This window comes from Amycolatopsis nalaikhensis, from assembly GCF_030264295.1.
GTDB lineage: Bacteria > Actinomycetota > Actinomycetes > Mycobacteriales > Pseudonocardiaceae > Amycolatopsis > Amycolatopsis nalaikhensis.
Window position 1 is genome coordinate 5,586,767 of sequence record NZ_CP127173.1, and the last position, 20,628, is coordinate 5,607,394.

Genomic DNA, 20,628 nt, shown 5'->3' on the forward strand with positions numbered 1-20,628 from the left:
ATTACCTAAAGGGTGGCATCGGTGGTCGGCAAGAAGATCGGCGGACGGACGTACTACTACCTGGCGGAATCCGCCCGGGTCGACGGCAAGCCGCGGGTGGTGACCCAGCGTTATCTCGGCACCGCCGACGAGATCGCCCGCGCCGTCCCGGGCGGCGAGCCCGCGTCGGCTTCGTACCGCTCCTACGGCGACGTCGCCGCGGTGTGGGCGACGCTCTCGCGGCTCGGCTTCGTCGGGCGCGTCGACGACGTCGTGCGGTCGAAGCCGTCGCTGGGGCTGACCCTCGCGGTCGCGGTGCTGCACCGGGCGACCGCGCCGGAGACGCCGATCGGCGAGTGGTGGGCCGCGAGTGCGGCCGCCGACCTGGTGCGGCCCCGCTTGTCCACTGTGGACGGCCTGTGGCGGGCCCTGGAACGGCTGACCCCGGACCGCATCACGCGCATCGAAGAGTCCGTCGCCGCCGCGGTCCTCGACGTGCTCGACGACCACGCGGCGCTCGCCGTCGACGTCCCGCAGTTCGCCGCGTTCGCGCCCGCGGACTGCACGCTCCCGTCGGCCTGCCAGGGCGTGCTCGCCGGCGTCGGCCTGCGCGTGACGCGGGACGGCGCGATCCCGCTGGCCTCGCGGCTGTACCGCCGCGACGACGGCACCGCCCCGACGTTCGCCGCGGTGACCGCGGAGCTGGGCGCGGCGACGCTCGTCTTCCACGCCGGCCAGGCCGCCCAGCTGGACCTGGGCTCCCGCAGCGGGTTCGTCGGCTCGCTGCCGCTGACCGACCACCCGGAGCTGCTGACCCAGCCCGCGTCCGCGCGCAAGCGCGTCGACCCCGAGCGGTTCGCCGGCCTCACGGCCCTGGACACGCACGCGGTGGTCGACGGCGTCCGGCGCCGGGTGATCCTGACCCACTCGGCGACGCTGCACGCGGCGCAGTCCCGCGCGTTCGCCGACGAGCTGGCCACCGCCACGCGGGAACTGGACGGCCTGGCCGGGGCGCTGGCCGCGGGCACGCACCGCGGTGACCGTGCCCAGGTGCACGCCGAGATCGGCCGCGTCACCCGGGGGCGGCGCATCGAGCGCGTGCTCACAGCTGTGTTGAGCGGGAACCGGCCCGGCGAAATCCGGCTGGAACGGCGGATCGACTCCGCCGCCTTGGCCCGGCTGGACGAGGAGTTCTTCGGCAAGCAGGTGCTGGTCACCGACCGGGACTGGCCGGTCGGCGACGTCGTCACCGCCTACCGGGCGCGCACCCACCTCGAATCGACGTTCCGCTGGCTCACCGGGCCCGCCGTCACCGGGCCGACCCCGCGCTGGGAGTGGACGCGGCGGCGGATCGCCGCGCACGGCCTGGTCTCGGTGCTGGCGGCGACGGTGACCCACCTGATGCGCCGCGACGCCGACCGGGCCGGGATGAACCTGTCCGTGCGGGAGCTGCTCGACCGGCTCGCGGGCATCGGCGAGCTGGTGCTGCGGTACCCGTCCACGGGCGGGCGGCCGCGGGCGAAGCGCCTGCTGACCGAGCTGGACCCGGAGCAGCAGGCGCTGGCCGACCTCTTTCAGCTCTCCCGGTAGATCTGCAGCGCCGAGAAGCTCTGCACCACCGGCATCAGCTCGATGACGTTGATGTTCACGTGCTTCGGCTGGCTCGCCGCCCAGTACACGGACTCGGCGACGTCGTCCGCGGTCAGCGGGGTCGTGCCCTGGTAGACCTTGTCGGCCTTGTCCTGGTCGCCGTCGAAGCGGACCTTCGAGAAGTCCGTGCCGCCGACCATGCCGGGCTCGACGTTCGTCACCCGGACGCCGGTGCCGTGCAGGTCGCTGCGCAGGTTGAGGCTGAACTGGTGGACGAACGCCTTGGTCGCGCCGTAGACGTTGCCGCCGGGGTAGGGATAGGTGCCGGCGATCGAGCCGATGTTGATGACGTGGCCGCGGCCGCGCTCGACCATGCCGGGCAGCAGCGCGCGCGTGACGTGCGCGAGGCCGCGGACGTTGGTCGCGATCATCTGGTCCCAGTCGTCGAGCTCGGCCTTGTGCGCGGGCTCGAGGCCCTTGGCCAGGCCGGCGTTGTTGACCAGGACGTCGACGCTTTTCCAGCCGTCCGGGAGGTCGTTCACGGCCTGCTTGACGGCTTCGGGGTCGCTGACGTCGAGCTTGATCGGCAGGACGGCCTCGCCCAGCTCACCGGCCAGCTTCTCGAGCTTGTCCTCGCTGCGGGCGACGGCGATCACGCGGGCGCCCTCGGCGACGAACCGGCGCGCGATGGCGTCGCCGAAGCCGGCGCTGGCGCCGGTCACGAACACGGTCTGCTGGGTCATGGGGTAGCTCCGCTGTTCTTCAGGAAGGTGCTGAGTGCCTCGTCGAACTCGGTCTCGCACTCCAGGTTAGGCAGGTGGCCCGCGCCCTCGATCACCACCAGGGTCGAACCCGCCACCTCCCGGTGGATGAGCTGCGCGTCGGCGACCGGCGTGAACTCGTCCTCACTGCCGACGACCACCAGGGTGGGGACGTCGATGTGCTTGAGGGTCGGCGTGTAGTCGGGGCGCTCGGCCCGTCCCCGCAGCGCGGCCGCGGCTCCTTCTTCCGGCGCGTCGCGCATCATGCGCCGGACGTGGGCCTCGACGTCGGGTCTGGTGGCGCGGGTCCGCTTCGAGATCATCTTGGGGAGCAGCTCGTCGGCGTAGCGCGCCATGCCTTCCTCGGTGATCCTCGCGGCCGTGTCGATGCGTGCCTGTTTGGCCGCCGGGGTGTCGAGGCCGGGGAAGGTGTCGGCCAGGAGGAGGGCTTTCACCCTTTTCAGGTGGTCCTTCGCGAGCTGCATGACGATCTGGCCGCCCATGGAGAGGCCGCCGAGCACGAAGCTCGCCAGCTCCAGGTGGTCGGCCAGCTGTATGAGGTCGTTCGCGAAGACGTCGAGGCCGGTCTTCGTGTCTTCGCTCTTCGACTCGCCGTAGCCGCGCAGATCGGGCGTGACGACGCGGAAGCCGTCCGCGGCCAGGCGCTCGGCCTGGGGCCGCCACATCGAGCGGTCGAAGGGGTGGCCGTGCACGAGGAGGACGGCGCTGCCGCCGCGCGGGCCGAGGTCGTCGTAGGCGAGGTTCATGCTCCCGACGCTAAGCGGAGCTTTGGCGCGGAGCAATACGGTGCAATGTACTCGGAGCAATGTTCTTGCTCTGGCGCTCGCGGGCGGTTCGGGGCAGACTGGGCCGCGGACGGGCTTCGTCACGGGGTCTGACCTGCGCTGATCTTGTTAAGGGACCCCCCTGTTTCGGGGTGTTTCCGAGCGTGTAATCTTCTCTTCGTCGCCAGGGAGACCGGGCGGCCGCCGGGACACGAACCAAGCTCTCGCGGATCGCGATTGAGTGGGTGTCCCACCAAAAACTGCTAGGAATGACTCGCTTCGAGCGGGCCGCTTGAGTTGCGGTTGGTTCGTGGTGTGTTGCTTGAGAACTCAACAGTGTGCTAGTGAACTAAGCCAGTAGAGCTTATATTTGAAACCCCCTCGTCGGGGTTTCCTTTGAGAAGCAAGAAATTGCCTCGATTGAACTGTTCATTGTTGGAGAGTTTGATCCTGGCTCAGGACGAACGCTGGCGGCGTGCTTAACACATGCAAGTCGAACGCTGAAGCACCTTCGGGTGTGGATGAGTGGCGAACGGGTGAGTAACACGTGGGTAATCTGCCCTGCACTCTGGGATAAGCCTTGGAAACGAGGTCTAATACCGGATATCACCTTTCTAGGCATCTAGAGGGGTTGAAAGTTCTGGCGGTGCAGGATGAACCCGCGGCCTATCAGCTTGTTGGTGGGGTAGTGGCCTACCAAGGCGACGACGGGTAGCCGGCCTGAGAGGGTGACCGGCCACACTGGGACTGAGACACGGCCCAGACTCCTACGGGAGGCAGCAGTGGGGAATATTGCACAATGGGCGAAAGCCTGATGCAGCGACGCCGCGTGAGGGATGACGGCCTTCGGGTTGTAAACCTCTTTCGCCAGGGACGAAGCGCAAGTGACGGTACCTGGATAAGAAGCACCGGCTAACTACGTGCCAGCAGCCGCGGTAATACGTAGGGTGCGAGCGTTGTCCGGATTTATTGGGCGTAAAGAGCCGTAGGCGGTTTGTCGCGTCGGCCGTGAAATCTCCACGCTTAACGTGGAGCGTGCGGTCGATACGGGCAGACTTGAGTTCGGTAGGGGAGACTGGAATTCCTGGTGTAGCGGTGAAATGCGCAGATATCAGGAGGAACACCGGTGGCGAAGGCGGGTCTCTGGGCCGATACTGACGCTGAGGAGCGAAAGCGTGGGGAGCGAACAGGATTAGATACCCTGGTAGTCCACGCTGTAAACGTTGGGCGCTAGGTGTGGGCGACATCCACGTTGTCCGTGCCGTAGCTAACGCATTAAGCGCCCCGCCTGGGGAGTACGGCCGCAAGGCTAAAACTCAAAGGAATTGACGGGGGCCCGCACAAGCGGCGGAGCATGTGGATTAATTCGATGCAACGCGAAGAACCTTACCTGGGCTTGACATGCGCCAGACATCCCCAGAGATGGGGCTTCCCTTGTGGTTGGTGTACAGGTGGTGCATGGCTGTCGTCAGCTCGTGTCGTGAGATGTTGGGTTAAGTCCCGCAACGAGCGCAACCCTTATCCTACGTTGCCAGCGCGTTATGGCGGGGACTCGTGGGAGACTGCCGGGGTCAACTCGGAGGAAGGTGGGGATGACGTCAAGTCATCATGCCCCTTATGTCCAGGGCTTCACACATGCTACAATGGCTGGTACAGAGGGCTGCGATACCGCGAGGTGGAGCGAATCCCTTAAAGCCGGTCTCAGTTCGGATCGCAGTCTGCAACTCGACTGCGTGAAGTCGGAGTCGCTAGTAATCGCAGATCAGCAACGCTGCGGTGAATACGTTCCCGGGCCTTGTACACACCGCCCGTCACGTCATGAAAGTCGGTAACACCCGAAGCCCATGGCCCAACCCGTAAGGGAGGGAGTGGTCGAAGGTGGGACTGGCGATTGGGACGAAGTCGTAACAAGGTAGCCGTACCGGAAGGTGCGGCTGGATCACCTCCTTTCTAAGGAGCACAACACATCCAGTGAGCCCAGCTCACTGGAGTGGCCATCGCTCAGTGATCGAATGTATCGCTGTGATGGTTGCTCAAGGAATTGTGGAACTACTGGTCTAGGTGTTTGTGTGGTGACGAGGTCGCCGGCTAGTACTGATCGCTTGCGATCGTGGAAAGTTGGCCTGCCGAGTCGGGCGCGGGCATGTTCACTCAGCACACTGTTGGGTCCTGAGGCAACACGCCTGGGGCTAAACCCCCGAGGGACGTTTGTTTCTGGTGTGGTGTTTGAGAACTGTAGAGTGGATGCGAGCATCTTTGTGGTCAAGTTGTTAAGGGCACATGGTGGATGTCTTGGCTTCAGGAGCCGATGAAGGACGTAGGAGGCTGCGATAAGCCTCGGGGAGCTGTCAACCGAGCTGTGATCCGAGGATTTCCGAATGGGGAAACCCAGCACCAGTGATGTGGTGTTACCCGCACCTGAATATATAGGGTGTGTGGAGGGAACGCGGGGAAGTGAAACATCTCAGTACCCGTAGGAAGAGAAAACAACCGTGATTCCGTGAGTAGTGGCGAGCGAAAGCGGAAGAGGCTAAACCGTTTGCATGTCAAGCTGTCAGGCGTTGTGCAGGCGGTGTTGTGGGACCCAGCGTCGAGGATCTGACAGTCCTCGGAACGATCGCGTGTGTTAGTGGAACGCCTTGGGATGGGCGGCCGGAGTGGGTGAGAGCCCCGTACGCGAAAACACATTGTTGATTGTTTGTTTGGTGTTCCCGAGTAGCAGCGAGCTCGTGGAATTTGCTGTGAATCTGCCGGGACCACCCGGTAAGCCTAAATACTTCCTGAAGACCGATAGCGGACGAGTACCGTGAGGGAAAGATGAAAAGTACCCCGGGAGGGGAGTGAAAGAGTACCTGAAACCGTGTGCCTACAAGCCGTCAGAGCCTTTACCGGTGATGGCGTGCCTTTTGAAGAATGAGCCTGCGAGTTAGTGCTGCGTGGCGAGGTTAACCCGTGTGGGGTAGCCGTAGCGAAAGCGAGTCTGAATAGGGCGAACTATAGTCGCGTGGTCTAGACCCGAAGCGGAGTGATCTACCCATGGCCAGGGTGAAGCGACGGTAAGACGTCGTGGAGGCCCGAACCCACTTAGGTTGAAAACTGAGGGGATGAGCTGTGGGTAGGGGTGAAAGGCCAATCAAACTCCGTGATAGCTGGTTCTCCCCGAAATGCATTTAGGTGCAGCGTCACGTGTTTCTCTGCGGGGGTAGAGCTACTGGATGGTCTAGGGGCCTTACCGGGTTACCGAAATCAACCAAACTCCGAATACCGTAGTGTGAGAGCGTGGCAGTGAGACGGCGGGGGATAAGCTTCGTCGTCGAGAGGGAAACAGCCCAGAACACCAGCTAAGGCCCCTAAGTGTGTGCTCAGTGGGAAAGGATGTGGGATTGCCCAGACAACCAGGAGGTTGGCTTAGAAGCAGCCACCCTTGAAAGAGTGCGTAATAGCTCACTGGTCAAGTGGTCCTGCGCCGACAATGTAGCGGGGCTTAAGCACACCGCCGAAGCTGTGTCATTCGTGCAATACATCGGCTTGGACTCTTGAAGTCCTTGTCTAGTGGTACGGATGGGTAGGGGAGCGTCCTGCATCCAGGGAAGCGGCCGGGTAACCGAGTCGTGGAGGGTGTGGGAGTGAGAATGCAGGCATGAGTAGCGAATGCAGAGTGAGAAACTCTGCCGCCGGATGACCAAGGGTTCCTGGGCCAGGCTAATCCGCCCAGGGTAAGTCGGGACCTAAGGCGAGGCCGACAGGCGTAGTCGATGGACAACGGGTTGATATTCCCGTACCCGAGCATGTGCGCCCATGACGAGGCGTTTGATACTAACCACCCAAAGCCATCGTCCAATGTCTTCGGACGGAGGATGGTGTGTGGAGCGTGGGACCTGATTTCGTAGTAGTCAAGCGATGGGGTGACGCAGGAAGGTAGCTCCGCCAGGCGATGGTTGTCCTGGTGTAAGCGTGTAGGCCGTCATGTAGGCAAATCCGCATGGCAATAGGCTGAGACGTGATGCGTAGCCGTTTGAGGCGAAGTAGAGTGATCCTATGCTGCCGAGAAAAGCCTCTAGTGAGTGCATGCACGGCCCGTACCCCAAACCAACACAGGTGGTCAGGTAGAGAATACCAAGGCGATCGGGTGAACTGTGGTTAAGGAACTCGGCAAAATGCCCCCGTAACTTCGGGAGAAGGGGGGCCAAACATCCTGAAGCTTCTTGCAGGCTAGGGGTGGGTGGCCGCAGAGACCAGCGGAAAGCGACTGTTTACTAAAAACACAGGTCCATGCGAAGTCGCAAGACGATGTATATGGACTGACGCCTGCCCGGTGCTGGAACGTTAAGAGGACCGGTTAGCCTTTCGGGGCGAAGCTGAGAATTTAAGCGCCAGTAAACGGCGGTGGTAACTATAACCATCCTAAGGTAGCGAAATTCCTTGTCGGGTAAGTTCCGACCTGCACGAATGGCGTAACGACTTTCCGGCTGTCTCAACCACAGGCCCGGCGAAATTGCACTACGAGTAAAGATGCTCGTTACGCGCGGCAGGACGGAAAGACCCCGGGACCTTTACTATAGTTTGGTATTGGTTTTCGGTTCGGCTTGTGTAGGATAGGTGGGAGACTGTGAAGCTGCAACGCTAGTTGTGGTGGAGTCGTTGTTGAAATACCACTCTGGTCGAATTGGGAATCTGAACCTCGGGCCATGATCTGGTTCAGGGACAGTGCCTGATGGGTAGTTTAACTGGGGCGGTTGCCTCCTAAAGAGTAACGGAGGCGCCCAAAGGTTCCCTCAGCCTGGTTGGCAATCAGGTGTTGAGTGCAAGTGCACAAGGGAGCTTGACTGTGAGACAGACATGTCGAGCAGGGACGAAAGTCGGGACTAGTGATCCGGCACCTCCTGGTGGAAGGGGTGTCGCTCAACGGATAAAAGGTACCCCGGGGATAACAGGCTGATCTTGCCCAAGAGTCCATATCGACGGCATGGTTTGGCACCTCGATGTCGGCTCGTCGCATCCTGGGGCCGGAGTAGGTCCCAAGGGTTGGGCTGTTCGCCCATTAAAGCGGCACGCGAGCTGGGTTTAGAACGTCGTGAGACAGTTCGGTCCCTATCCGCCGCGCGCGTAGGATACTTGAGGAAGGCTGTCCCTAGTACGAGAGGACCGGGACGGACGAACCTCTGGTGTGCCAGTTGTTCCGCCAGGAGCATGGCTGGTTGGCCACGTTCGGAAGGGATAACCGCTGAAGGCATCTAAGCGGGAAGCCTGTTCCAAGATGAGGTATCCCACCCCATGTGGGTTAAGGCCCCCAACAGACCATTGGGTTGATAGGCCAGAAATGGAAGCACAGTAATGTGTTGTCGAGTTGACTGGTACTAATAGGCCGAGGACTTGCCCACGAAGATGTTACGCATCCACTCTACAGCTCTGAAACACCACGCCGGGGTGTGTTGTTTCGTAGTGTTTCGGTGGTTATAGCGTCAGGGAAACGCCCGGTCCCATTCCGAACCCGGAAGCTAAGCCTGACAGCGCCGATGGTACTGCAACCGAAGGGTTGTGGGAGAGTAGGACACCGCCGAACTTACCTTGGGGAAGGCCCCGGTTGAGGACCAGAAATGGTTCTCCCGGGGCCTTTCTTCATGCCCGGAAAACGGGTCAGCCCGCCGGGCGCCGCAGCAGGTACGTGTCCATGATCCAGCCGTGCCGCTCCCGAGCCTCCGCCCGCGTCGCGCGGATCCGGTCGGCGAGCGCCGAGGTCAGCGGGCCAGACACCAGCACCTCGTCCGGCGTGCCGACATACGCGCCCCAATAGATCGTCAGGCCCTCGTCGGCGTACTTGGCGAACGTCGTGTGCGCGTCGAGCAGCACGAACACGTCGTCGGCCCCCTCGGGCCAGCCTTCGGCCAGGCGGCGGCCGGTCGTCAGCTGGACCGCCCGGCCGATCTGGTTCATCGTCGTCCGGTGGCGGGCCACCAGCGCCGAGATGCTGCTGATGCCGGGGATCACCTCGTAGTCGAACTCGACGTTCCCGCGGGCGAGCACCGCCTCGATCAGCGCGATCGTGCTGTCGTAGAGCGAGGGGTCACCCCACACCAGGAACGCCCCGGTGTCCGACGGCCCCAGCTCCGTGCGGATCAGCTCCTCGTACACCGCGGCCCGCGCGGCGTGCCAGTCGGCGACCGCCGCCCGGTAGTCCGCCGGCGTGCGGTCGCGCGGCGGGTCCTGCGCCAGCACCACCCGGTACCCGGCTCGGGTCACGAACCGGTCGAGGATCTCCTGGCGCAGCCGGACCAGGTCGGCCTTCTCCTCGCCCTTGTCGAGCACGAAGAAGACGTCGACGCGGTTGAGGCGGTCGATCGCCTGCACCGTCAGGTGCTCCGGGTCGCCGGCACCGATCCCGATCGCGTAGAGCTTGCGCATCCCGCGAGTCTGACGGGCCCCGTCTCGGAACCCCTACCCCCGATGGGTATAAAGGATGGAGGACGAAAGGACGGGGAAATGACCGAAGCGACCTACACCGTCGAGGGCATGACCTGCGGACACTGCGCGACGTCGGTCCGCGAGGAGGTGTCCGAGCTCGACGGCGTCCGGCAGGTGGACGTCGACGTCGAGAGCGGGCGCGTCACCGTGACCAGCGACACGCCGCTGACCACCGACGCCGTCGCCGCGGCCGTCACCGAAGCCGGATACCGCCTGGTCGCGTAGGCATGACCACCGCGCACCGCGACGGTCAACTACGCGACCGAAAAGGTGCAGGTCACCTACCCGAGCCGGCTCTCGGCTCCCTGAGCCCGGCATTGGCGACGCTGGTCGTCTGGCTCGCCACGGGCGGCCCCGTCGACCGGGCGTTCACGGCGGCGGTCGCGGCTGGTCCGCGGCGACCTCCGGGCGGCGCCCGACGCGATCCGCCTGGCGCGGCGCACGCTCGCCACGATCAAGGGGAACCTGTTCTGGGCGTTCGCGTACAACGTCGCGGCGCTGAGCCTGCTCGACCCGATGATCGCGGGGGCGGCGATGGCGTGCTCGTCGGCGTTCGTGGTGACCAGCAGCCTCCGGCTGCGCCGCTTCCCGTGAACCCCCGGAGGGTATAGTTGGCGGAAGGGAAGCCGACGACGGGACGGGTGGGGCCATGACGGGTTACGGCAGCGAGCGGGAGGCGTACCTCAAGCGCCTGCGCCGGATCGAGGGACAGATCCGCGGGCTGCAGCGGATGGTCGAGCAGGACAAGTACTGCATCGACATCCTGACCCAGGTCTCGGCGGCGACGAAGGCGCTGCAGTCGTTCTCGCTGGAGCTGCTCGACGAGCACCTGGCAACGTGCGTGGTCCAAGCCGCGGCGGCGGGTGGCGAGGAAGCTGACTTGAAGGTGCGCGAGGCCTCGGACGCGATCGCGCGGCTGGTGCGCTCGTAGTTCCGGGCCACGTGCGGCCGGCACCGGCAGCGCGCGTCGTTCACCGCATGGCCACCGCCAGGGTCAAGCCACCCGCGTTGGTCGTGAAGTGCACCAGCACCGATGCCAGCACGCCGCGGCCGAGGTGTCTCCACCAGTGCAGGAAGATCCCGGCGACCCCCGCCGCGGCCATCGCCAGCACCTGCAGCACCACCACCGGTGTCGCGCCGAACACCGCGTGCACCGCCGCGTTGCGGCCGATCGCCAGTGCCGGCAGCGCGTGCCACAGCCCGAACAACGCCGCCGACCACAGGATCGGCGGCCAGCTCCAGCGCTCGTCCGTCGCGCCGAGCAGCCCCGGCAGCACGCCGCGGAACGCGATCTCCTCGATCAGCACCGTCCCGAACAGGATCCGGCCGCACGTCAGCCACAGCAGCTGCGCGAAGTCCGGGTCGCCGACGCGGCCGTCCTGGTACACCGTGCGCAGGCCCGGCACCGCCAGCGCGATCCCGAACACCACCGCCACCAGCGCCGCACCGGCCAGGCCGACGAGCGCCGGGCGCCGCACCGAGCTCAACCCCAGGTCAGCCCACGAGCACCCCGCCACCCGGCCCAACGCCACCAGCACCAGCGCCGCCACCACGCCGCACACCGGGTACGCCCACCCCGGCAGCACGCGGTTGGCCAGCGTCGTCGACGCCGCCAGCGTGACGACCGCCGCGACCAGCGCGGACACCCGGCGGGCCGACCAGCTCACGGGATGATGTCCCGTGAGTTCAGCGCGTCGGTCAACCGCTCGCGCAGCTCCGCCGCCGTGGCCTCCGGGTCGATCGCCGACGGTGGGGACAGCACCTTCGAGATCACCGTCGACAGGTTCTGGTACGCCGGGGTCAGCGGGCGGATCGCCGCGTCGGTCAGCGCGGCGAGGATGTCCGGCTTCATCGGGAACTTCGCCGCCATCGTCGAGCCGGGGTCGGCCGGGTCGAGCGGCGCCGGGTCGTCGTAGACCGCGCGGGTCGTCGGGGCCAGGCCGTCCTCGATCGCCTGGTACTTCTGGCTCGCCGGGTCGCGCAGGCACAACGCCGCCTCGAACGCCTCCGCCTTGTGCGGCGAGTACGTGCTCACCGCCAGGTTGAAGCCGCCGATCGTGACGCGGCTCGGCCGTCCGGGCACCACCGACGGGTACCGCGCCCAATGCACGTGCGCCAGGTCCTGCGGCTTCTCCTTCGCGTACGAGGCGTAGACGTACGGCCAGTTCAGCTCCAGCGCGCCCTGCCCGCGCTGGAACGCCTGCCGGACCTCGTCCTCCTTCGCGTTGCCCAGCGACGGGTCCGTGACCCCGGCCGTCGTGAGCGTCTTCAGCAGCTCCAGCGCGCGGACCGCGCCCTCGTCCATCAGCACGGACTTGCCGTCGTCCGACAGGATATGCCCACCCGCCGACGCGACCAGCGTGTTGTAGAAGACCACCAGGCCCTCGTACTGGGCGCCGGTGAACAGGACGTTCCCCGGCTTGCCCGCCGCCTTGAGGGCCTTGGCCTGGGCGATCATGTCGTCGAACGTCTTGGGCGGCGACGGCGTGAGCCGGTCGTCGTACCAGAGCAGCTGGACGTTCGTGTGCTTCGTCGCCGCGTACAGCTTCCCGTTCCAGCGCGCGGTCGACAGCGGGCCGGGCAGCACGTCCCGCGTCGCCTCGGCCTCGGCGGCGCCGGTCCACGGCACCACCCAGCCCGCTTCGGCGAACTCCGGCACCCAGGTGACGTCGAGGCCGAGGACGTCCAGCGACGGGTCTTCCGCGGCCAGCCGCCGGACCATCTGCTCGCGCTGGCCGTCCGCGGCGCGCGGCAGCTTGTGGTAGACGATCCGGTAGCGGCCGTTCGCGGCCGCCGTGCAGGTGTCGACGACGTGCTGGAGGTTGTTCTCCGGCGAGACGTACAGGTTGATCGTCACGCCGGAGCTTCCGCCGCAGGCGGTGAGCGCGCTCGCGGCCAAGGCTGTGACCAGCGCGATCGACGTTCGCATGGGTGACCCCCTCACCTCGGCCGGGCGATCTGCTGATCATGGTGGGTCCCCGGCCGGGGGACAAGGGTCAGCCGACGGCGTCCGGCAGCTTGTCCGCCGGTGACCGCCGCTGGACGGGCACGCGTTTCGACATCGGCAGCGTGGCTTCGGGATCGAAGGGCGCGGGCCGGTCGTCGAGGGCGCCCGCGGCTTGGGCCAGCAGGGTGCGGCAGCCGGTCAGGCTCGCGTGCAGATTGTCGCGGACCTCGGTGAGGGCGGCGACTTCGCGCTCGGCGGCGCTGACCAGCGATTCCCCGTGCCGGGTGGCGTCGGCGACGACTTGCTCGGCCTTGACTTCGGCCGCCGTGACCAGCTCTTCCTCGCGCCGTTTCGCGTCAGCCACCAGCGCTTGGGCCTTGGCTTCGGCGGCCGCGAGCTTGCGTTCGCCGGTGGCGACCAGGTCTTCGCGGCGCCGTTTCGCGTCAGCCACCAGCGCTTGGGCCTCGGCTTCGGCGGCCGCGAGCTTGCGTTCGCCGTCGGCCACCAGCTGGTCCGCCTTCGCCCTCGCCGCCACCTCCTGCTCGGCCAGCTCGCGCATCGCTTCCTTGCGCCGCACCGTCATCGCGCGCGTGTGGTCCTCCTCCAGCTGGGCTCGGCGGTGCGCCGCCTCTTCGTCGAGCTCGCGGCGGCGCTGCTCGGCCGCGCGCACGAACTGCTCGTGCTCGGCCCGCTGCCGCTCCCGCTCGGCCTCCGCCTCGGCGACCAGCGCCCTTTCCTTCTCCGTGAGCCGCACCGCCTCCGCCTCCGCCTCGCGGCGGGTGCGCTCGGCCGCTTCCGTTGCCCGCGCGGTGATTTCGGCCGCTTCCTCGCGGGTCAGCTCGATCATCCGGCGCGAACGCTCCTGCAGCGCGTCGGGCGCGATCGGCGTGCGGCTGATCCGGTCGATCTTCGCCCGGAGCTCGCGGTTGTCCTCGGCGAACGACGCCACGCGGTGGCGCGCCGCGTCGCGTTCGGCGGTGAGTCTGCGGATTTCGGCTTCGGCCCAAGCGACGTACTCGGTCACCTGCGCGCGGTGGAAACCGCGCCACGCCAGGTCGAATCCGGGCTGCGTGCGCACCACGTCTTCGCCACCGCCGGGGGCCATGCCTCACCTCCGAATTGGATGGTTTCTCCTCGGCCGCACGTTTTCCTTGCGGTACCGGGAATTTCCGTGCCCGCTCCAGTGTGCCGCAAACCCGCCCCCGCGCGCTGCCCGGGCGGGCGATCATTCGTCGAGCGGTTCCCCCGGGCCGGTGGACGTGCTCCGGACGCCCGGCAGTTCGGCGAGCTCGGCGGCGAATTCGTAAAGATCGCCGCGGCCGTCGAGGCGCAGCGTCACGACCGCGATCCGTTGCCCTTCCTCGGAAACGGACTCGTGGTCGACGTCGAAGTGGTGCACCGCCCAGCCGCGTCCGGTGCACGCCGCCAGGGCCGCGCGCAGCACGCCGTGGCCGTCGACGTAGCTCAGCCGCACCACCGGTGGCTCGCGGCGGTGCCGCGCGACGAACCGCTGCAACGGCGGGAAGCCGCGCGTCACCACGAAGTGCCCCACCGTCGTGCCGGCCGCGAGCACTGGCAGTCCCGCGCCGCACGCGGTGCCGACCGCGGCGGTGAGCCAGATCGTCGCCGCCGTCGTCAGGCCGCGCACCGCGTCGCGGCGGACGAAGATCAGGCCGCCGCCGATGAAGCCGATGCCGGACACGATCTGCGCGGCGATCCGCGACGGGTCCAGCGCGATGTGGTCGGTGCTCAGCAGGTCCGCGAAGCCGTACTTCGACACCAGCATGAACACCGCCGCCCCGACGCCGACCAGGCTGTGCGTGCGCAGCCCGGCGGCCTTCATGCCGGCTTCCCGTTCGAGACCGATGGCGACGCTCAGCACGAGCGCGAGCAGCACCGGCGGCAGCAAGTCCCACTGCGCCGACGTCGACCAGAGCGTTGGCAAGGCCGAGACCTCCTCTCCGTGACGGCACGCGGGGAGAACCGCGGTGGCCGCCACCTGGGCATACTGGGCCGGACCACCCGATGGTGCCAGGTGAGGGGGGACCCGTGACAACGAGCCGGACGGTCCCGGCGCCGGACTTCGTGGGCTACCCCGCGGTGCGGCGCGGCATTCGCGCGGTGCTGGCCCCGCGCCCCGGCGCGCACGCGCGGCCGGTCCCGGCGTGTCCGGAGTGGACGGTCGCCGACCTGCTCGGTCACCTGGTCGAGATCGCCGAGCGCGTGCTCGTCCGCCACGGCGGCACCCCGCCCGCGCCCGCCGCCGACCTGCTCGACCGCTGGGACGCCGTCGGCGAGCTGCTCGACCCGCTGCTCGCCGGCGCGGGCGGGCGCAGCGGCGAGATCATGGTGATGGACGCCTACACGCACGAGCTGGACCTGTGCGCGGCGCTCGGCGTGCCGCCGCCGGCCGAGCACGCGGCCCTGGCGGCGAGCTTCGACGTGCTGGTCCGCGGCCTGTCCGGGTCGATCGGCCGCCGCGGGCTCCCGGCGCTGCGGCTGCGCACGACGGACGGCGAGGAGTGGGTGGCGGGCGACGGCGACCCGGTCGCGACCGTGACGGCTCCGGCGCACGACCTCTACCGCGCACTGGCCGGGCGGCGCTCGCTCGCCCAGCTCACGGCCTTGGACTGGAGCGCGGCGCCGGAGCCCTGGCTGCCCGCGTTCAGCTGGGGGCCGTTCAGCCCGCCGCCGCACCCGGGCGTCTGAAATGACTCATTCAGGACCTCCGAGGACCTGAATGAGTCATTCAAGACGTGCTCAGCCGCCGGGCGGGGTGACCGTCAGCAGCGCCGCCAGCGCCAGCACCACCGCACTGAGCAGCACCTCCGCCCCGACCGCGAGCCGCAGCTTGCGGACGTCGGCCGTCACCACCGCCGTGTCCCCCGAAGCGGACGACGACCCGGCGAGACCTCGGCGCACCGCGCGGCGCGACCGGCTCGCCACCGCCAGCAGCACCGCCAGCCCGGCGATCTTCAGCAGCACCAGCGGGCCGAACTTCGTGGTCCAGAGCGTCTCCAGGGACGGCATGATGCGCAACGCCAGTACCGCGCCGCTGAGCGCGATCGCCGTCACGCAGCCGGCCGCGAGGCGGGAAAACCGGGTCGCCACCGCGGGCAGGTCCTCGCCGTCGGCCGGGCGGTGCAGGCACAGGGCCAGCTGGGCCAGCCCACCCGTCCAGACCGCGATCGCGCCGAAGTGCACCAGGTCCGCCGTCACCGAGACGAACATGATCGGGTCCGTGACCGGGTGACCCGTGGCCGAGAACGTCAGCAGCACGAGGAAGCCCGTCACCATGGCGAGGTTCTCGTAGCGGGACCGCAGCCGGTCCGGCAGGTCCCTCCGCAAGAGCCGCGGCAACAGCAGCGCGAACGCGGCGACCGCGGCCAGCCTGAGCAGCAGCAACTTCCCGTACGCGACGCGCAGCGTGTCGGCCAGCAGGCCCGTGTCGAACACCGCTTCGAGGTTCCGCCCGGCCGCGTACGGGCCCTGCAGCACGAACGTCGCGACCGTCGTCGCCGCGACCAGGCCCGCGCCCCAGCGCAGCAGGCGGCGGGCGCGGCGGTCCGTCCGGCCCGCCGGACGGCACAGCACCAGGAACGCCAGCCCGCCGAGCAGCACCACGCCGACGTAGGCCAGCCAGCGCACCGCCGTCGACACCGCGTCGACGGCCGCGTCCGTGCCGGTCGCCGCCGACACCGCGCCCGCCGACGTCACCAGCGGGCCGGTGCCGACCACGAACGCGAACGTGCCGCGCACCGGGTGCGAGTCCGCCGAGACGAAGGCGTATTCGACCAGGTAGCTGCCGTCCGGGAGACCCGGCTTCAGCCGGACTCCGACCTGCTCGGCGACATCGCCGGGCTGGAACACCGGCCCGGAGTCCACCTGGTGGCCTTCGAGGTCGACGACCTTGATCGAGCCCGGCTGGATGCCGATGTTCTCCGACAGCGTGACCGACACCAGGGACGGCGCCGCGCTCAGGCGGGCGCCGTCCCCGGGGGTCGACGAGAGGACCTCGACGTGCGCCGAAGCCGGGGTGGCGCCGAGCACCAGCCAGCCGAGGAGGAAGGCCAGCAGGGCCAGCGCGCGCTTCACGCGGCGAGCGCGGGCTGCTTCGGCGCGCCGCAGGAGCAGCCGGTCAGCTCGCGTTCGGCGGCGGAGGCGCGCCGGTGCAGGACGACCGCGACGATCATCGGGATGGTGACGATCGTGTTGTAGAACAGGTGCAGCTCCACCCGCGGCACGAGCAGCTGGATGATGCTGGTGGGCACCTTCGCCCCGGCCAGCCGCCACCCGCTCTGCGCCTGGATGAACAGCAGCAGGTGCTCGATGTGGTGCCAGAACTGGATGCCCAGCGCGAGGTTCCACCACTGCCGCGACCGGCCCGCGAAGCCGTGCCGCAGGACCCACAGGAACACCAGCATCACGAGCGCGTAGCCGTAGTGGAGCCATTCCTGGCTGATCAGCCACGGGAACGGCATCCCGAGCACGCCGCGCGCGCGGGACGTCGGCCAGCCGAAGCCGTAGATCTGCACCGCCTGCACGATGTGCTCGGCCCAGTGCGCCACCACGATGACCATGAACGCGGCGAGGGCCCGGTTGTGGTACTTCCCGTTCAACGTCCCCAGGAAGCCGGCCGGCCGAACGAACTCGGAGGTCGACATGTGCTGCCCCTTCTCGACAAGGCCGAAAGATCGGCTGCAGAAGACCTTAAGGTCCGGATCGGCGGTTTCCGTTACTCCGGATTGCCCATCTTCGGGCGACCGGACGACGAAGGCCGGCCGGTGCGCCCCCTGCGCGCCCGGCCGGCCTCGTCGCCGTGACCGTCAGTGGAAGGCGATGCCTTCCGGCAGCTCCGGCTTCGGCGGGATGCGGAACAGCTTGGTGAACAGCTCGAGGTGGGCGAAGTCGCCCTCGATCCGCACCCGGCCCGAAGCCAGCGCTTCGGACGCGGTGAGCTGGCCGTTGACCAGGTCGATCAGCTCCGGGCCCTGGGGCTCGATGACCAGGTCGGCGGCCGGGTGCTCGCCGGAGCCGACCTTCAGGGTGCCGTCGTCGATCATCGCGTGGATGATCAGCGAGTCGTGGTGGCGCAGCACGTAGGTGACGTGCACGCCGGCCGCGGCCTCCTGCTGGAACGTCGTGTAGAGCGAGAGGATGGCGGCGTCGTTGGTGAACACGTCGTCGTCCTTCGGGTGCCCGAGCGACCGCGCGCCCCAGAGCCCGAGGTCGAGCAGGATGTGGTCGAGCTCGCTGCCGTACTCGGTGAGCTCGTAGACCAGGCTCGCGTCCAGCTGCGGCAGCACGCGGCGGCGGATCACCCCGGCCTGCTCCAGCTCGTTGAGCCGGGCGGAGAGGATGCTGGCGGGGATCCGCGGCAGGCCCAGCTGCAGCTCGGTGAACCGCTTCGGGCCGAGCACGAGGTCGCGGATGACCAGCATGGACCAGCGCTCCCCGACGATCTCGAGAGCACGTGCGAGGCCGCAGAACTGTCCATAGGTGCGAGTGGTCGTCATACTCGGTCCTCACTTGTGGTCTCAGTGCTCGTGGTCTCGGTCGGACGGCCGGGGGCCGTGGCTCGCGATCCAGGTTGACGCCCCACGGGCGGCGCCGACCAGTGCGCCGTGCACCCCTCGCCCGTGCGTTACGCGCGAATCGACATGCGTTTTGCACGTCCGGTTCGGTGCGCGGCGCACTGGTCGCAGGTCGGCGCGCCGGAGAAGAATTCGGGTTCTCGGATCGCGCGCACGGGATGAGGAGTGCCAGATGAGCGGATCGGCCGTGCAACCCGCCCCCCACCGGACGCGCTCCGCCCCGCCGCCGCCCGCCGGCACCCCCGTGCTCGCGTTCAAGCGGCACCTGCGTGCCGAAGTCCGGGCGGGCAAGGGCGCCTACCTCTTCTCCGAACAAGGGGTCATCGCGATGCGCGGGGCGCACATCGAGTCGCTCGCGCCGCTGCTGGACGGCACCCGCGAGCTCGGCGAGGTGCTGCGGGCCCGGCCGGACGGGATGACCCCCGAGGAGGTCGCCGCGATCGTCGCCCAGCTGGTCGACGCGGGCTTGGTCTCGGTGCGCCCGGCCCCCGGCCCCGCCGCCGACGAGCGGGAGCTCGCCTACTGGGACGCGTGCGGGGTCGACGCGCCCTCGGCCGCGTCGCGGGACAGCCGCCGCGCGGTCCGGCTGCGGGCCGTCGGCGGCGACGTCGACACCCGGCCGGTCGAGCGCGCGCTGGCCGACGCCGGCCTCGCGGTCGCGCCGTCCGGCTCGGCGGCCGACGACGCGGACCTGAGCATCGTGCTGTGCACCGACTACCTCGACCCGCGCCTCGGCGAGCTCGACGCCGAGCACCGGCGGACCGGCCGGCCGTGGCTGCTGGCCCGCCCGTTCGCCGCGCAGGTGTGGATCGGGCCGGTCCTGCGGCCGGGCGAGTCGGCGTGCTGGCACTGCCTGACCAACCGGCTCTGGGGGCACCGGCACGCGGAGGCCTGCGCCCAGGAGCTGCTCGGCCACGAAGGCCCCGCGCACCGCCCCGCCGCCGCGCTGCCCTCGCTGACCGCCGCCGCGGCGCACCTGATCGCGCTCGAGGCCAGCAAGTGGCTGGCCGGCTACCGGCACGGCGGCCAGGAGAGCGTCTGGGTGCTCGACACGCTGGACCTGCAGGGCAAGCTGCACGAGCTGCGCCGCCGTCCGCAGTGCCCCGAGTGCGGGGACGCCACGCTGGTGGCCGCGCGGGCCGCGCGGCCGATCCGGCTCGAGGCCGCCCGCAAGACCACCTCGACCGGCGGCGGGCACCGCACCGCGACCCCGGCGCAGACGCTCGAGCGCTACCGGCACCTGGTCAGCCCGGTCACCGGGATCATCCGGGACGTCCGGCCCGACCCGGGCGCGCCGGCGTTCGTCAACGCCTACCGGTCCGGGTTCAACGTGGCCCGCGGGATGACCGGGGTGGCCGGGATGCAGGCCGGGCTGCGCAGCGAGAACGGCGGCAAGGGCGTCAGCCCGATCGACGCCGAGGTCGGCGCGCTCTGCGAGGCCGTGGAACGCTTCTCCGGCAACTACCAGGGCGACGAGCTGCGCATCCGGGCGTCGTTCGAAGAGCTCGGCGCGGAGGCCGTGCACCCCAACGACTGCATGCTCTTCGCCGAGCGGCAGTACCGCGAGCGGGCCGAGTGGAACGCCTCGCACGGCCTCTTCCAGCACGTCGGCCCGCGGTTCGACACCACGACCCCGATCGACTGGACCCCCGTCTGGTCACTGTCCGGACGGCGGCGGCTGCTGCCGACGGCGTACCTGTACTACGGGGTGCCCGCCGAATGCGGCGTCCGCGGGCTGCACGCGGACTCCAACGGCACGGCGGCCGGGAGCAGCCTCGAGGACGCCGTCCTCCAGGGCACCCTGGAACTCGTCGAGCGGGACGCCGTCGCCCTCTGGTGGTACAACCGCACGCCGGTCCCCGGGGTCGACCTCGGCTCCTTCGGCGACGGCTGGCTCGACGAGATGGTCGGCAACTACGCCGGCCTCGGCCGGGAGCTGTGGGCCCTCGACGTGACGTCCGACCTCGGCGTCCCGGTGTTCGTCGCGGTGTCGCGGCGCACGGACGGCCCGCACGAGCACATCATGTTCGGCTTCGGCGCCCACCTCGACCCGCGGATCGCCCTGCGGCGCGCGGTGACCGAGCTCAACCAGATGATGCCGGAGCTGCTCGAGCGGGGACACGACGTGGACGACCCGGACGCGGCGCGCTGGCTGGAGTACGCGACCGTCGCCAACCAGCCCTACCTGCGGCCCGCCGCGGGCGAGCCGACGCGGACGATGGCCGACTTCGGCTTCGTGCACCGCCCGGACGTGCGCGACGACGTCGAGGCGCTGGCCAGGACGCTGGCGGCCGCGGGCAGCGAGCTGCTCGTGCTCGACCAGACCCGGCCCGACGTCGGCCTGCCGGTGGTCAAGGTGCTGGCTCCCGGGCTCCGGCCGTTCTGGGCCCGGTACGCTCCCGGCCGGTTGTTCGACGTCCCGGTGCGCCTGGGCAGGCTCGCCGAGCCGACGCCCTACGAGCGGCTCAATCCGTTCCCCATGTTCCTGTAGCACACTGCGTGCATCGAAC

The 20,628-nt window shown here is 68.4% G+C and carries 15 protein-coding genes, 3 rRNA genes and 1 pseudogene; 9 read left to right on the forward strand and 10 right to left on the reverse strand.

Annotation, left to right across the window (positions count from 1 at the left end; genetic code table 11):
• Positions 1-21: 21 nt before the first annotated feature.
• Positions 22-1,569, forward strand: a complete 1,548-nt coding sequence (locus tag QP939_RS27535) for an IS1634 family transposase (RefSeq protein ID WP_285459859.1) — start codon at positions 22-24, stop codon at positions 1,567-1,569.
• Here the strand turns inward: QP939_RS27535 and QP939_RS27540 are convergent.
• Entirely contained in the window at positions 1,554-2,312 is a 759-nt protein-coding gene (locus QP939_RS27540; protein ID WP_285449119.1) for an SDR family oxidoreductase, read from the reverse strand. The genes QP939_RS27535 and QP939_RS27540 overlap by 16 nt on opposite strands.
• Entirely contained in the window at positions 2,309-3,097 is a 789-nt protein-coding gene (locus QP939_RS27545) for an alpha/beta fold hydrolase (RefSeq protein ID WP_285449120.1), read from the reverse strand. The genes QP939_RS27540 and QP939_RS27545 overlap by 4 nt, the downstream gene beginning before the upstream one ends.
• Before the next feature lie 450 nt (positions 3,098-3,547).
• On the opposite strand from QP939_RS27545, the gene QP939_RS27550 reads away from it, so the two are divergent.
• The 3 genes from QP939_RS27550 to rrf all read left to right on the forward strand — a co-directional run bounded on the left by QP939_RS27550 (position 3,548) and on the right by rrf (position 8,678).
• Positions 3,548-5,065 (forward strand): 16S ribosomal RNA (locus QP939_RS27550).
• A 310-nt stretch (positions 5,066-5,375) separates the two neighbouring features.
• Positions 5,376-8,496, forward strand: a 23S ribosomal RNA gene (locus QP939_RS27555).
• A 65-nt stretch (positions 8,497-8,561) separates the two neighbouring features.
• Positions 8,562-8,678, forward strand: a 5S ribosomal RNA gene (rrf, locus tag QP939_RS27560).
• Together the 16S, 23S and 5S rRNA genes form the textbook arrangement of a ribosomal RNA operon.
• A gap of 74 nt (positions 8,679-8,752) precedes the next feature.
• Here the strand turns inward: rrf and cobF are convergent.
• Positions 8,753-9,517: a precorrin-6A synthase (deacetylating) gene (gene cobF, locus QP939_RS27565; protein WP_285449121.1), complete on the reverse strand. Its 765-nt coding sequence runs from the start codon at positions 9,515-9,517 to the stop codon at positions 8,753-8,755.
• Positions 9,518-9,595: 78 nt separating this feature from the next.
• Here cobF and QP939_RS27570 point away from each other — a divergent pair, with 78 nt between their 5' ends.
• The 3 genes and pseudogenes from QP939_RS27570 (at position 9,596) to QP939_RS27580 (ending at position 10,508) form a co-directional block, all read left to right on the forward strand.
• Positions 9,596-9,802, forward strand: coding sequence for a heavy-metal-associated domain-containing protein (locus QP939_RS27570; RefSeq protein ID WP_091316511.1), 207 nt, complete (start codon positions 9,596-9,598; stop codon positions 9,800-9,802).
• A 162-nt stretch (positions 9,803-9,964) separates the two neighbouring features.
• Positions 9,965-10,171, forward strand: a pseudogene (locus QP939_RS27575) (hypothetical protein); the annotation flags it as partial.
• 55 nt (positions 10,172-10,226) lie between these two features.
• Positions 10,227-10,508 (forward strand): metal-sensitive transcriptional regulator, encoded by a 282-nt coding sequence (locus QP939_RS27580; RefSeq protein WP_072477203.1) that lies wholly within the window; start codon positions 10,227-10,229, stop codon positions 10,506-10,508.
• 40 nt (positions 10,509-10,548) lie between these two features.
• Here QP939_RS27580 and QP939_RS27585 read toward each other — a convergent pair whose 3' ends face one another.
• The 4 genes from QP939_RS27585 to QP939_RS27600 form a co-directional block, all read right to left on the reverse strand.
• Positions 10,549-11,244 (reverse strand): CPBP family intramembrane glutamic endopeptidase, encoded by a 696-nt coding sequence (locus tag QP939_RS27585; RefSeq protein WP_285449124.1) that lies wholly within the window; start codon positions 11,242-11,244, stop codon positions 10,549-10,551.
• A complete protein-coding gene (locus QP939_RS27590) occupies positions 11,241-12,506 on the reverse strand; it encodes an ABC transporter substrate-binding protein (RefSeq protein WP_285449125.1) in 1,266 nt (421 codons plus the stop codon). Before QP939_RS27590 ends, QP939_RS27585 begins: the two co-directional genes overlap by 4 nt.
• A 67-nt stretch (positions 12,507-12,573) precedes the next feature.
• Complete coding sequence (locus QP939_RS27595) at positions 12,574-13,629, reverse strand: coiled-coil domain-containing protein (RefSeq protein ID WP_285449126.1); 1,056 nt, start codon at positions 13,627-13,629, stop codon at positions 12,574-12,576.
• Positions 13,630-13,749: 120 nt separating this feature from the next.
• Entirely contained in the window at positions 13,750-14,469 is a 720-nt protein-coding gene (locus QP939_RS27600; RefSeq protein WP_285449127.1) for an MgtC/SapB family protein, read from the reverse strand.
• Between the two features lie 104 nt (positions 14,470-14,573).
• Here QP939_RS27600 and QP939_RS27605 point away from each other — a divergent pair, with 104 nt between their 5' ends.
• On the forward strand, positions 14,574-15,233 hold the full coding sequence (locus tag QP939_RS27605; RefSeq protein WP_285449128.1) for a maleylpyruvate isomerase family mycothiol-dependent enzyme: 660 nt from the start codon (positions 14,574-14,576) through the stop codon (positions 15,231-15,233).
• A gap of 51 nt (positions 15,234-15,284) precedes the next feature.
• Here the strand turns inward: QP939_RS27605 and QP939_RS27610 are convergent, their stop codons facing one another.
• From QP939_RS27610 to QP939_RS27620, 3 genes are all read right to left on the reverse strand, one after another.
• Entirely contained in the window at positions 15,285-16,619 is a 1,335-nt protein-coding gene (locus QP939_RS27610) for a copper resistance CopC/CopD family protein (protein WP_285449129.1), read from the reverse strand.
• A complete protein-coding gene (locus tag QP939_RS27615; RefSeq protein WP_285449130.1) occupies positions 16,616-17,188 on the reverse strand; it encodes a hypothetical protein in 573 nt (190 codons plus the stop codon). Before QP939_RS27615 ends, QP939_RS27610 begins: the two co-directional genes overlap by 4 nt.
• 162 nt (positions 17,189-17,350) lie before the next feature.
• The gene (locus tag QP939_RS27620) at positions 17,351-18,040 is read right to left on the reverse strand and encodes a winged helix-turn-helix transcriptional regulator (protein ID WP_285449131.1); all 690 of its coding nucleotides are present in this window, start codon (positions 18,038-18,040) and stop codon (positions 17,351-17,353) included.
• A gap of 250 nt (positions 18,041-18,290) precedes the next feature.
• Here QP939_RS27620 and QP939_RS27625 point away from each other — a divergent pair, with 250 nt between their 5' ends.
• Positions 18,291-20,609 (forward strand): TOMM precursor leader peptide-binding protein, encoded by a 2,319-nt coding sequence (locus QP939_RS27625; protein WP_285449132.1) that lies wholly within the window; start codon positions 18,291-18,293, stop codon positions 20,607-20,609.
• Positions 20,610-20,628: the final 19 nt, after the last annotated feature.

Coding starts and splice junctions, on each gene's coding strand:
- QP939_RS27545 (WP_285449120.1), bottom strand. CDS start 3,097: ATGAACCTCGCCTACGACGACCTCGGCCCGCGCGGCGGCAGCGCCGTC.
- QP939_RS27590 (WP_285449125.1), bottom strand. CDS start 12,506: ATGCGAACGTCGATCGCGCTGGTCACAGCCTTGGCCGCGAGCGCGCTC.
- QP939_RS27540 (WP_285449119.1), bottom strand. CDS start 2,312: ATGACCCAGCAGACCGTGTTCGTGACCGGCGCCAGCGCCGGCTTCGGC.
- cobF (WP_285449121.1), bottom strand. CDS start 9,517: ATGCGCAAGCTCTACGCGATCGGGATCGGTGCCGGCGACCCGGAGCAC.
- QP939_RS27625 (WP_285449132.1), top strand. CDS start 18,291: ATGAGCGGATCGGCCGTGCAACCCGCCCCCCACCGGACGCGCTCCGCC.
- QP939_RS27595 (WP_285449126.1), bottom strand. CDS start 13,629: ATGGCCCCCGGCGGTGGCGAAGACGTGGTGCGCACGCAGCCCGGATTC.
- QP939_RS27615 (WP_285449130.1), bottom strand. CDS start 17,188: ATGTCGACCTCCGAGTTCGTTCGGCCGGCCGGCTTCCTGGGGACGTTG.
- QP939_RS27570 (WP_091316511.1), top strand. CDS start 9,596: ATGACCGAAGCGACCTACACCGTCGAGGGCATGACCTGCGGACACTGC.
- QP939_RS27620 (WP_285449131.1), bottom strand. CDS start 18,040: ATGACGACCACTCGCACCTATGGACAGTTCTGCGGCCTCGCACGTGCT.
- QP939_RS27580 (WP_072477203.1), top strand. CDS start 10,227: ATGACGGGTTACGGCAGCGAGCGGGAGGCGTACCTCAAGCGCCTGCGC.